Origin of the sequence: Nitrosovibrio sp. Nv6, assembly GCF_900110495.1 — a bacterium.
Classification (GTDB): Bacteria; Pseudomonadota; Gammaproteobacteria; order Burkholderiales; family Nitrosomonadaceae; genus Nitrosospira.
In genome coordinates, this window is record NZ_FODX01000001.1 from 390,008 (window position 1) to 402,534 (window position 12,527).

Below are 12,527 nucleotides of genomic sequence, written 5' to 3' on the forward strand. Positions count from 1 at the left end.
TCGGAAGCATACATAAGAAAATGATGGAGCTTAACGGCTATGCTGATTTCATTGCACGCCCTTTCGACTCCGGTCAACCTGAACTGCTGAAACAAGACTGCCTCGGTTACCCCATGCATTGCGGACATACGACAGGACCAGCGCGACCTCTTCGTCACGCAAGACCTGTGCAAATGGAGGCATACCGTAAGGGCGTGGATTCGCTGCGGTGACAGGCGCATAGCCTCCATGGAGAATGCTGCGTATCGCATTGATCGGAGAAGCCAGCGTCACACCCCGATTGCCCGCGAGCGGAGGATAAGCACCTGGTGCGCCCTGCCCCAGACTCCCGTGGCAATCCTCACAATATGTCTCGTAGATTTCGCTGCCTTGCCGCAGTTGTCTATCGACCTCGGCGCTAAGCTCAGGCGCTATTCCACGAGAATATGGCGCGCTTTCGGGCAAGGATTGCAGATAGGTAGCCATAGCGCGGGCATCATCCCCTGTCAGATGCTGCAGGCTTTGACTGACAACATCCGCCATTGGCCCGGTTGTCACTGCACGGGACGCAAAGCCGGTCCTGAGTAGTTGTGTAATATCCTGGATTGGCCAATCGGCGGTGCTGGCTTCCTGGAGGGAAGTCAGAGAGGGCGCATACCAGTTCGAACCCATGATCTGGCCTCCTCCCAGTCTATCGCCCTGGCTTGCGCCAAGGGGATTGCGGCTGGTATGGCAGGCGTTGCAATGCCCAAGTCCCTGCACGAGGTAGGCGCCGCGATTCCATTCATCGCTCCTGCTGGCATCTGCCTGGTAAACACCCTCGGTGAAGAAAAGGGCGCGCCAGAGATACAGGAGGGGACGAAAGTTGAAGGGAAAACTGATCAGGTGTGGCGCAGTGCGTTGCTTGACCGCTGGCAATGAACGCAGATAGGCGAAGATGGCATCGGAATCCTCCCGCGTGACTTTCGTGTAATCGGTGTACGGAAATGCAGGATATAAAAGGCTTCCATCTCGTGACTGGCCATGGTGCATTGCGCGCCAGAAGTCCTGTTCATTCCAGAGCCCGATACCGGTTTCATGATCCGGCGTAATGTTCGGGGTAATGAAGGTGCCGATGGAGGTGGCCAGGATGTGCCCGCCAGCGTACGGTTGCCCATTCTGTGCAGTATGGCAGCCCATGCAGTTACCGGCTTGTGCGAGATAGGCGCCCATCTGCTGGGCCTGCCGTGCTTGCAATGCCACAACATTGCCGGTCTTCGCGGCCGGCGGTTCGGCATCTGGCGGTTGCAGACCCACCAATGACAACCCCAGCGGTGTAAGAACCAATCCGAGACTGATGAGTCCGGCCAGCACGACGGCGATGACGACAACAAGTTTCACTGCGACTCTCCAGGTTGCAGGACGACACTGCTGCAACGCCTCGCCAGTTCTGGCGGCAGGGTTGCTCCCGAATCCGCTTTTTTTAGGGATTCGTCAACCGGCTGCGCGGCCAGCCATGCAGCGATGGCGCTGATTTCGCCGGTTGTGAGCTGTTTGGCAATTTCAGACATGCAGTCGGGCGTCTGCCCGCGCATCAACGCGCCGTGTTGCCAGTTGCCGAATTGGGCGATGATATAGACTCGTGGCAGACCCAATAATCCAGGAATAAAAGGCGCTGTTCCCATCAGGTCTTTACCATGGCATTCAACACACGCGGGGATTTTTCGTACGGAATCGCCCTTGGTGATAAGTTTCCGCGCCAGCGCGACTTCGGCGGGAGAAGCGGTCATGGGTTCAGGCGGAGGAAAGGCCTGTTGCAGCGAGGCAAAATAGAGGGCCATTTCCCGCAGGTATTGATCCGGCAGGCCTTCCAGCAGCAAGGCCATGGGCCGGTAGTGGCGCCGGCCGTCCCGAAAGTTGCGCAGCTGATTGAAAAGATAACCTTCCGGCTTGCCTGCGATACGTGGGTAGTAGGCATCTCTTCCTGCTTTATCCTCCGGGCCGTGGCAGATAACACAGGCTTTTACCCGCTCTGCCATCGTATCGGGAGCGTAGACCGGGGGAATATCTGCGGCCATGACGGATGCAGTGAAAAGCAGGCAGGCAGTCAGCGCAAATTGTCTCATAGGACAGTCTTTATATTTACAAAATGGGGCGACGCCTATTGAAATACTGGGCTCCCGCTACCGTGCAAATTTCCGCACGACGGTCATCAACTCATCAATAACCTCATCACCCTTACCGGACTGGATAGCACTCTGCATACAGCCATGTGTATGGTTCTCCAATAACAGCATGGCGACTGCATCCAGCGCCGATTGCAGCGCGGAGACCTGGTTCAGGATATCAACGCAATAACGATCCTCCGATATCATTTTGTTGACCCCGCGTACCTGACCCTCGATGCGGTTAAGACGCTTTATCAGGGCTTCCTTGTCCGGTTGCACTACCGTCTGCGGTGCATGACATGACTTCGTGCTACTTGGCGGCTTCAAAATCGACACCTTTAAAGTTATTCTTCAATTAATTGTTCCTATCCTTTGAATTAATAGAATTTATCTAGCGATAGAGCGATCAACTTATGGATTCAAAACCCGCGTTCCTGATAGCAAGCCTGAACTGCTGCGGGTCGGTTTCGCTTTCGTCGTACTGCAGGATGACTTGCTTCTGTTCCAGCGAAACATCGGCCCGCTTCACTCCCGCAATACTTTCCAGCCCGGTTTTCACCTTATTGACGCAACCCATGCAATTCATTCCACCAATTCTGATAACTTCTGTTTGCATTTCATGGTTCCTTTTCTCAAGTTGAGTAACGGACAAATCAAACACCAGCACGCCACCGTTTCAACAATAATGAGTTACTTACTACGGAGACCGAACTCATCGCCATCGCAGCTCCCGCAATCACAGGATTAAGCAGCCCTATCGCTGCCAGCGGTATCCCCAATATGTTATAAATGAACGCGAAGAAAAGATTCTGGCGGATTTTTCCCAGCGTCGCCCGCGAGAGCGAGATGGCGTCAGCCACGCTCATCAGGTCGTCGCGCATGAGGGTGATGTCTGCTGCTTCGATCGCCACATCGGAACCTGCGCCGATTGCGAAGCTCACATCTGCGGCGGCCAGCGCCGGAGCATCATTGATGCCATCCCCCACCATCCCCGTAAATTGACCATCAGCCTTCATTTTGCCCACTTCGGCGGCTTTGTCTTGTGGCAGCACCTCGGCGCGATAAGCGGTAATACCCACTTGCCTTGCAATTGCCGCAGCGGTGGCGGCGTTATCGCCGGTCAGCATCATCACTTCAATACCCATCGATTGCAGTCTTTCCACCGCTCGCACCGACGTGCTCCGCAACCGATCGGCAATGGCGAGATAGCCAAGTACTTCGGGAGGGTCGCTGGATACAATGGCGACGCCTATGACGGTTTTGCCTTCTGCCTGGAGATCAGCTATCGGGTTGTCATCAGTCACCGCGCCGCGCTCGCGCAAAAATTTGGGTGAACCCACGATATATTCAGCGCCACCTATCCGGGCGGTAATCCCGCTACCGGTAACGGCCGCAAAATCGCTTATGGCTTGCGGCTGGATATTCATACTCTCCGCACGCTCCATTACTGCTCTTGCGAGCGGATGTTCCGAGCCCTGCTCAAGTGTTGAGGCGACCTGCATCAGAGCATGCTCTGTAATTGGTCCTGCTGGAACAATATTCGTGACTGCCGGTTTGCCCTCTGTAAGGGTGCCGGTTTTATCCAGGATCAGAACCTGAATTTTTTCCGCCTGCTCCAGCGCGGCGGCATTTTTTACCAGCACCCCGGCTTGCGCACCGCGTCCTGCTCCCACCATGATCGCGGTTGGCGTAGCCAGCCCCAACGCGCAAGGGCAGGCAATGACCAGTACAGCCACAGCGTTGATGAGAGCAGGAACGAAATCAGCTGCCAGCCACCAGGTAATGATCAGCGTCAACATGCTGATGATCACCACAACCGGCACAAATATGCCCGAAATGACGTCGGCCAATCGCTGGATCGGCGCCTTGGAGCCCTGCGCTTCTTCTACCAGATGAATGATTGCCGCAAGCTGGGTATGCATCCCGACGCTGGTGGCGCGGCATTTGAGCAAGCCCTGCTGATTCGTGGTTGCCGCATAGACTTTCGCCCCTACCCGTTTTGCGGCAGGCAGGCTCTCGCCAGTCAGCATCGACTCATTCACGTTGGAGGCGCCTTCAATGACAACACCGTCTACCGGCAGATTCTCCCCTGGGCGCACAATAAAAATATCGCCCACCTTGAGGGTACTTGCATCCACCTCGACTATTTCTCCGCCGCGCTCTACCCGGGCGGTTTTAGGTTGCAGTTTGATGAGTTCTTCGATGGCCGCGGAAGTCTTGCCCTTGGCGCGCGCTTCCATCAGCTTGCCCAGCAGTACCAGCGTGATAATAGCCGCGCTTGCCTCGAAATAGACATGCTGATCCAGTGCCAGCAACGTGACGACTGCACTGAAAAAGTACGCCATGCTGGTACCCAGCGCGATCAGCACGTCCATGTTGGCGCCACCGCCGCGCAGCGCATTCCATGCCGCGATATAGAAGCGTTTGCCCACCCAGAACTGTACCGGGGTGGCCAGCAGCCATTGCAGCCACCGCGGCAGAAACTCCGCATGCTCGCCCCAGAACATGGGACCCATCTGCAGCACCAGCGGCAGGGTAAGCGCAGCTGAAACCCAGAACATGCGAAGCTCGGCATGGTACGCCGCAAGCTTCCGGGCTTTCTCTTCGGCGCGACTGGCTTCACTGATTTCACTGGCGCCGTAACCTGCTCTGGACACGGCAGCGATCAGGTCATCCACTGACGCCGTACCAGGGCTGAAGGTGACGTGAGCTACCTCTGTGGCCAGGTTGACAGAAGCAGTGACTCCGGGAAGCCTGTCCAATGCCTTTTCTATACGCCCGCTGCATGCGGCGCAGGTCATTCCACTGATTTGTAGTTGTACCGATTGCGGAATGACATGAAACCCGGCTTTCTCAATCGAACGAACCAACTCTTCAGGTGGAGTGGTAGATTCATTAAATTCCACGCGTGCCTTTTCGTTGGCAAAATTGACCACCGCACGAACGCCGGGCAGCTTATTCAGATTTTTTTCGATGCGTGCCGCACAGGCCGAACAGGTCATGCCTTCGATGGGCAGTTCGATTTGTTTAAGCGCAACCGAGTTCATGAATTTTCATTAATAATATTTAGCTCAATTTCGTCCGCAATGCAGTTCATCCGACACTGCGCTAGCGCTGACGGGTAGTGTGATTGATTCAAGATATTATCTGCTGGCGTTATCTGCTGCCACCGGGAGGATAGTGAGTTAAAGTCGTAGCCGGACCCGGTCAGCTTGAGTCCGCGATCCGCCATCATCAGCCCCATCGCAATTACTAAAATAGCGGATGCACGAACAAGCAGGTTGATCATGTCTCTTGATACAGAGCTTGCGATCAGTCCAAAACTCAGGAGCGGTACCAGGGTGCCCAGACCAAAGAAGAACAGCATCGTAGCGCCTTCCTGCGCACTACCGGTGCCGGCAGCCATGATGTACATGGCCTGCAAAGGACCGCAACCCAGCATCAAACCATTTAAAAACCCGATGATCAAGGGGCTTCGTCGCTGCCGCAGTTCGTTTGATACGCCTCGCACGAGAAATCGGGGTAAGCGCAAGGTGAAGTTGCGTAAGACGGGAAGCACGTCCAGCATTTTGAGACCATAAACGATGACAAAAATACTGGCCGCAAGCGTGACAACGCCCCGCATGTGCGGTGTAAAGGTCATAATGGAACCCAGCAAACCCAAACTGCCGCCAATAAGCGTATAAGAAGCTGTTTTACCGGTGGCGTACATCAGATGGGCCGCAGCCGTGGCGCCTGCGGAGCGTGGCTCAATGGCTGTCGCATAGCCCACTACAAAGCCTCCGCACATGCCGATACAGTGAAATCCGGTAAAAAATCCGATCGAAAACAGCATGGCATAACCGAGTTGAGTGTTCATTTCTCCCACTAAACCCGGGATCATGCTTTTGCCCCAGACCGTCACACCACCCACCAGCAACAAGAAACACAGGAAAATCAGTCCGTTTCGTAGATGCTGACTTGAAGATTTGGCGGATGCGTTTTCTGACCGATAGCCTTTTTCTTCAACTGCCCGGCGAATGCCACTTTCTGCTATGGACTTGCTATCGAATTCGACATCGACAATTTGTTTGATATAGTCCGCTCGGACTTTTCGCACGCCGGGCAAGCAGCCTACGGCGTTCTCGATGGTTTCCTCGCAGCCTGTGCAGTGCATGCCGCTGATTTTCAGATGAACCGATCTGGCAGCCACATATCACCCAATGTCTGTGGTAACAATATGAAGTTAGGGAAGTATTTAAGATACCCTTTGATACCCTTTGATCCCAAAGCCATCGTATACCTGTATAGGGTATAAGTCAAGCATACCCCCGGGTTGTATGTGGAATTGCGGGTCGACAGCTGGACTGGCCTCACCAGCACTTCAAGCATCTCAAGAGCGATGAGGCGGTCGAAGTTTTGGCCGATGCATCAATCCAGGGCTGAGCAAAATGGCTGAGTCCTGCCCTGGCATGATCTACGGCAACTTGGAATTTCAAGGCGGGCGGCAGTTCGCGCGCTGCCGGCGCCACCGTAGCTGATTGAAGCCATCGCCAACCAAGGACAGGTAGTCGAAGTCTTCCGGTTGGGCGTCCAGCAGAGCACGGCGGATATGCGAGTACAGGCGTACCCTGTTTATCCCATTTCACATGTAGCTGCACACGCCAGCTTTTGGCTCGCCCGGAAAGCAGGGCGAGGGTGTCGAACGCCTGAGCCCGAATAAATCGAAGTGAATTGCCGGGTATACTTCGCTACACGGCCGATTCAATACGCCTGACCAGGGACCGGCGCGGGCGAGGGAGTTAGAGAAGGAGACGAAGAAGAGCTTTGCTCTGCCTTTTGTTTTCCAGCGGCAACTTCTTTATTCATCTTTTCCACCGCCTCATTTATTCGCGCCTGCTCGGCGGTTGCATCCTGATTAATAGCTGAGCTGTCGGCATTCGCTTCTTTGACCATACAATCGTGATAAGCCTGTATTTTTTCCTGCCAGGCATTCAGGGTACCAATGCTTTGGTTGAAAGCCTCGGCGCTGCTTGAGTCGATAACTGGTGCTTCAGGCATGCCGCCGCATCCGCTTGGCGACCATTTGCCGTTTTCCAAAATACCGGCATTTGCCGTGAATGTGGTAATGACTGCAATAGAAGCGGCAAGGTGAACAATCGATTTCATAAGCTTTTGCCTGTATGGTTTGCGGAATTATCGCCTGATAGCGTTTAATCTATCTGATCCGGCCTGAATATCGTTTACAAAGCTCTGGCTATACCCGAACAGCCTTGGCGTTATCTTTTGCTGTGACCGTACTAAACGTAGAGTAAACGCGCCGTGCGCCGTGAATAGCTAAGCCTAACCGAACTACGGTTCAACGTAAAGCAGGAGTCAAGTTTTGCGTGGTCGTGGTCATGACGGCGATAGGTTATGCATTTTTTGGAAAGTGAACGCGAAAGGCAAAAGCATGTTGTCCGCTAAATTGTCGAATACGCCGCGCTAATCCACGTTGAATAGGGGAAGCATCTGTAAGGGGAAGCAAACTCGTACCGAACTCCCGTCTTTTTCGCGGAACGTATCATATATAATTTAACAATTGCGCCATTTTAGAGACTGTAATCTAAGCATAGCAGTGTTCAGTGCCTCTCCAGCCTTTCCTGACGTCTACCAGTGCCCAAACCGCTGAACGCTCGGCATGCTGCACCAGAAGCCGAGAGTCGATAACGTGTGGGGAAGCAGATGACGTTGAACTCTATCAGCTCTTCTGCCGGTTTCCCTCGCACTGCGCGTCAGCGAGTAATGTATACGCTAATATAACTGTATTTGTACCTACCCTCTTTCCTAAGCATGTCAACATCCGTTAGCTCACCCAGTCTCTTGCAAAGCGCTTCTACATGGCGCGATGTGCTGGCAAGAGTTGCGCTGCTCTTTTTTGGCATCGCCTTGTGGCATAAGGGGCTGAGTTTTTATGGCTACTACCTGCTGCCGGTAGCCTGGGTCCTGGATGGAGGTTTACGCCGATTCAGGCAGGTGCTTAACGAGCCATTGGTTGTCGGCATGCTTGTTTTGTGTTTTGTCCTCGCTCTGGGAATTCTATGGAGCGATGATCCTAAATTTGGCTTCAAGGTTTGGCGGAGATACTTCGCATTCCTGATTTTTATCCCCTATTTATCCCTGTTAAATAAAGAGCGGTTGTCGTGGGCGATTGCTGGTTTGCTCGCCGGTTATTTTGGAACCGTGATAATGGGTGTCTATCAATGGGTATTTGCTGGAGCACAAGGTATTGCGCCTTTGGGTATGCCTTATCTACATTTTTCCTCAATGCTCGGGATTGGAGTCATACTGGCCCTTTATCTTGCCGGCACATGCAGAAATAAAAAGACCAAATCGATTTCATGGTTATTAGTCGTTTCTTTACTGTTCATCCAGTTTAATCAGAATGCACGTGGAATTCTTCTAGCCACTCTTATTTCATCCGCGCTTTTGCTTTTGCTGCTTCATAAAAAAGAAATCAGAAGACTTCTTGCCGTTATGGCATCGCTAACCATTATGATTGGAGTGTTTGCGTATAACAGCACCAGCCTTCATGAACGGCTGGCGCAAGCCAAGCGCGACATTGAATCGTCTGAACAAGGACAGTACGGCACCAGCCTGGGCTATCGCCTGGCCCTGTGGGATGTCGGCTTACATGGGATTATTGAGCGGCCATTTTTAGGCCATGGCACGGGTATGGCGGTGAGTTATTTTGAAAAAAATATTGAGACATACAAAGGCGGCGTCTACAAGGATCTGCCGAAATTCTCGGCGATTTATCATTACCACAACGACTGGATCGAAATTGGAATGCATATCGGCGCGCTCGGCCTCCTGGCTTACGGTTTCTTCTTATGGAGCTGGTTTTTAACCTTCAGAACACATCAGCTAGCGATACTGGGAGCAGCTCTTGTTTATTTTATTTTTCTCTCGGGCCTGACAGATAACCTTGTTTTCTTTCGGCAAACCTTTTATCTGCTTCTTATCGTTACCGCCATTGGTATAGGCTGGCATAAAGCGTATGGAACAGTAATTCAGCAAACAGAAAACCACCGCACAAGTACGTAATGCGCGTGTGCTTTATATCTCATTCGGCAGGGAGAGGTGGAGCGGAACTGGCTCTGCTTGAGCTGTTGCAGGGGCTGATTGCCGAAGGCGTCGATTGCAAGGTTCTTGTTCCAAAGAAAGGACCCTTGCTAGCAGCGCTTGATCGGCTGCATGTCGAGTGGAGAATAATTGGTTACCCTCGCTGGATGGTTGGTTCCCGTAATCGATGGATGCCAGGCCGCGTTATACGTACCGTAAAAGCAGTGTTACTGGCAATTCCGATGGCGCGCACTATTGGAAGATGGCAATGTGATATCGTGCTTTCTAATACTATCGCCATTGGCGCGGGAGCGCTGGCGGCGCGATTAGCACGTCGCCCGCATGTCTGGCACTTGCACGAATTTGGATTCCGGGATCCTAATTTACGGTTCGATTTGGGTAACCATCGAACAACTTACTTGATGGATCGCTTTTCTGCGGTTTTTATAGCTAACTCCGATGCTGTATTTAAGGATTACACTCAATATATCAGTCAGCATAGGATACGTAAGATTTATCAGGCAGTGACATTACATGACGAGCTTGAGAGTACCCAATGGCAACTCGATACCAAGCTTCTTTTCAAGTGTGTGATAGTCGGTTCGCTACATATTGCCAAAGGTCAGGATGAGGCCATCCGTGCATTGGCTGAATTAGTGCATCGCGGTGTGGAGGCTGAACTCCTTTTCATAGGAGATGGCGGCAGGCGATTCCGCAAAACGCTGCGTGAACAAATAAAAAGTCTTGATTTGGAGCAGCGCGTAAGATTTATCGGATACGTGGAAAACCCCGCGCAATTTATTCGGATGGCAGATGTTATGCTGGTTTGTTCCCGGTGGGAAGCATTTGGACGGGCAACGGTGGAAGCAATGCTTGCAGAAAAGCCAGTTATCGGCACTGCAAATAGCGGAGGTACGGCCGAATTGATCCAGGATGGAAAAACAGGTCTACTGTACGAAGCTGGTAATCATATTGAACTTGCCGATAAAATACAGTATCTATATGAGAATCTAGAGGAAAGATCAAGGCTGGGTACCGCTGCTCGTATCTGGGCAGCGGGCCGCTTTACTCAAGAACGTTATGCTAAGGAAGTGCTTAGCCTTTTGAGAGAAGTATTGACGAACGAAGAAAAAATATGAGCTCGTCAACGTCTTTAAGCAGTTATTAGTATTAAATATTCTTAGGAATGCGTGAGTAACTTCACACCTTCGGGAGAGACTTAAAACCCTGTGAGAAGATGGATCTAGAACGATTTTTTAATAACAACTGAATAGCAAATAAGCATGTTATGACATGCAGAATACCGGTTAGTTTAATAAGAGGCATAAGAAGTGAAAGAGAAGAAAACGCTGACAGCTTTTGCGTCAGTACCGGACTTACGAATAGGTGTGCCCGTCAAAACTTGCGCTCCGCCACTTGCTACAGAAAAGAATTGGTTAATGCGGGTATGCTTTATATCGCATTCCGCTGGTCGATATGGTGCAGAGCTAGCACTGTTGGAACTGCTACAGGGCCTGGTCAAATTAAATGTTCGTTGCCTCGTTCTCGTGCCGGAAAAAGGCCCGCTTCTTGCCCAGCTTAACCTTCTGAATATCGAATGGCAGATAATTAAATATCCACCTTGGATATCACAACGAAAATGGATGCTAACGCCATATCGTATCGTACGAACTCTAAAAGCGCTTGTAGTAGCGGTTCAGATGGCCCAAGTGATCAAGCGATGGAATTGTGATTTGGTATACACAAATACCGCGGTAGTTGGTGCGGGCGCGTTTGCCGCATGGTTGGCATGCAGACCCCACATATGGCACTCGCACGAGTCTGGATATCATAATCCCAGTCTAAAATTCGACTTAGGGAGTCGTTGGGTTGCGCGTTTGATGGATCATTTTTCAGCGCTTATTATCGTTAATTCATACTCTGTCAAAGAGGATTACGCTCGCTACATTGAACCGGGCAGAATGCACTTAGTTTACCAATCCGTGACATTGCGCGAGGAAATTGAGATTTCACAACGGAGAATAGATGCTACCGAACCGCTTTTTAGATGTGCCATAGTTGGATCTCTACATGCTTGGAAGGGGCAAGACGAAGCGATCAATGCGCTATCAGAGGTCGTACGGCGAGGTATTAATGCTCATCTATTGCTCGTCGGCGATGGTGGAAAGCGCTTCGCGGCCGCACTGCTTCAACAAATAAAAGACCTCGGTTTGGAGGAACGGGTAAAACTTATTGGATACGCGGAAAATCCCCTCCAATTTATTTGTATGGCGGATGTTGTGCTCGTATGTTCACGTTGGGAAGCATTCGGACGAGTAACGGTAGAAGCGATGCTCGCAGGGAAAGCCGTGATAGGCAGTTCCAACGGAGGAACGACAGAACTGATTCAGGATGGAAAAACCGGACTTCTATACGAGCGAGGTAATCATACTCAACTTGCGGATAGAATACAGTATCTTTATGAAAATCCGGAGGTTAAATCAAAGCTAGGTGAGGCTGCCCGTATTTGGGCAGCAAGTCGCTTTACTCAAGAACGTTATGCTAAGGAAGTGCTTGATCTACTGAAGGGAGTGTTGGCGAGGGAAAAAATTTCGCCGCAAATTCCTTCAAATTGATATCTTCTTCCCTTCCATCCTCAAATCTAAATTTCCATATATTCTGTTGCTGATCATTAGGTTTTATTTGCAGCGGATCATCCACCAGGCTCATGCCTCCTTCCCTCAGAATTTCTCTCGCTCCTTTCGCATTCCCCGTTAGCAGGAAATGCAGGGCGTCAGGGATTCGCTTTTTCTTTGCTGCATAGACCTGGTTCATCCATGGCGCCATCTCTTCCAGGAGGCCATATTTCTTGTAGATGGTTGCCATCCGCGTAAGCTCGTCGGGTTTTTCAAGGAGATTGCCGGTCAACATACGTTTGCCGATCATCTCATCGGATGAGGTTGTTGGCTGCGCTGGGGGCTGGCCCAGGCTGGAAAGGCCCGCAACTCTGGTGTCCACAACTGGTCGGCTCTCCGCCGAGATGCCCATTAGCCCAAGCACCGGCTGAGCAGACTGTACTTGCCGGCCACCCTGTCCGGTTTGCTGCCCGATATCGCGCCAACTCGCAACTATTTCATCATTGGCTGCCCGTAATCGGTCACGCTTCCCCTTGTTGAAATTAATCTCCTCCATTTTCGCCTGGTGAGATTCCGCGTCTCGTTCGTCGGCTTTTGCCTTCCGGTTAACATATTGCTGCCGCAAGCTCATTTCCTGACCGGCACGCAGTCCTTGCGCAAGCCCTCCCGCAAACGCGCCGAGTCCACCAAGTCCGTTAGCCAT

Annotated in this window: 11 protein-coding genes; 3 read left to right on the plus strand and 8 right to left on the minus strand. The window is 51.8% G+C overall.

Going from position 1 to position 12,527, the window contains the following annotated elements; genetic code table 11:
* Positions 1 to 48: 48 nt before the first annotated feature.
* From BMX66_RS01920 to BMX66_RS01950, 7 genes are all read right to left on the minus strand, one after another.
* Positions 49 to 1,359: a c-type cytochrome gene (locus tag BMX66_RS01920; RefSeq protein ID WP_255398759.1), complete on the minus strand. Its 1,311-nt coding sequence runs from the start codon at positions 1,357 to 1,359 to the stop codon at positions 49 to 51.
* Positions 1,356 to 2,036, minus strand: a complete 681-nt coding sequence (locus BMX66_RS01925; protein ID WP_090879705.1) for a c-type cytochrome — start codon at positions 2,034 to 2,036, stop codon at positions 1,356 to 1,358. Before BMX66_RS01925 ends, BMX66_RS01920 begins: the two co-directional genes overlap by 4 nt.
* Before the next feature lie 105 nt (positions 2,037 to 2,141).
* Complete coding sequence (locus tag BMX66_RS01930) at positions 2,142 to 2,453, minus strand: metal-sensitive transcriptional regulator (RefSeq protein WP_090879708.1); 312 nt, start codon at positions 2,451 to 2,453, stop codon at positions 2,142 to 2,144.
* A gap of 79 nt (positions 2,454 to 2,532) precedes the next feature.
* Complete coding sequence (locus BMX66_RS01935) at positions 2,533 to 2,742, minus strand: heavy-metal-associated domain-containing protein (protein ID WP_090879711.1); 210 nt, start codon at positions 2,740 to 2,742, stop codon at positions 2,533 to 2,535.
* Between the two features lie 37 nt (positions 2,743 to 2,779).
* Complete coding sequence (locus tag BMX66_RS01940; protein WP_090877846.1) at positions 2,780 to 5,173, minus strand: heavy metal translocating P-type ATPase; 2,394 nt, start codon at positions 5,171 to 5,173, stop codon at positions 2,780 to 2,782.
* On the minus strand, positions 5,170 to 6,318 hold the full coding sequence (locus BMX66_RS01945) for an urease accessory protein UreH domain-containing protein (RefSeq protein ID WP_199679254.1): 1,149 nt from the start codon (positions 6,316 to 6,318) through the stop codon (positions 5,170 to 5,172). The genes BMX66_RS01940 and BMX66_RS01945 overlap by 4 nt, the downstream gene beginning before the upstream one ends.
* A 551-nt stretch (positions 6,319 to 6,869) precedes the next feature.
* Positions 6,870 to 7,274, minus strand: coding sequence for a hypothetical protein (locus tag BMX66_RS01950; protein WP_090877849.1), 405 nt, complete (start codon positions 7,272 to 7,274; stop codon positions 6,870 to 6,872).
* 693 nt (positions 7,275 to 7,967) lie between these two features.
* Between BMX66_RS01950 and BMX66_RS01955 the strand changes: the two genes are divergently transcribed.
* The 3 genes from BMX66_RS01955 (at position 7,968) to BMX66_RS01965 (ending at position 11,824) form a co-directional block, all read left to right on the plus strand.
* Positions 7,968 to 9,191 carry an O-antigen ligase family protein gene (locus BMX66_RS01955; RefSeq protein ID WP_255398760.1) on the plus strand — a complete coding sequence of 408 codons (1,224 nt, stop codon included), beginning with the start codon at positions 7,968 to 7,970 and terminating at the stop codon, positions 9,189 to 9,191.
* Positions 9,191 to 10,348, plus strand: a complete 1,158-nt coding sequence (locus BMX66_RS01960; RefSeq protein ID WP_090877852.1) for a glycosyltransferase family 4 protein — start codon at positions 9,191 to 9,193, stop codon at positions 10,346 to 10,348. The genes BMX66_RS01955 and BMX66_RS01960 overlap by 1 nt, the downstream gene beginning before the upstream one ends.
* Before the next feature lie 192 nt (positions 10,349 to 10,540).
* Entirely contained in the window at positions 10,541 to 11,824 is a 1,284-nt protein-coding gene (locus BMX66_RS01965) for a glycosyltransferase family 4 protein (RefSeq protein ID WP_255398762.1), read from the plus strand.
* Here BMX66_RS01965 and BMX66_RS01970 read toward each other — a convergent pair.
* The gene (locus BMX66_RS01970) at positions 11,751 to 12,527 is read right to left on the minus strand and encodes a hypothetical protein (protein WP_090877854.1); all 777 of its coding nucleotides are present in this window, start codon (positions 12,525 to 12,527) and stop codon (positions 11,751 to 11,753) included. The two genes, BMX66_RS01965 and BMX66_RS01970, sit on opposite strands and share 74 nt — an antisense overlap.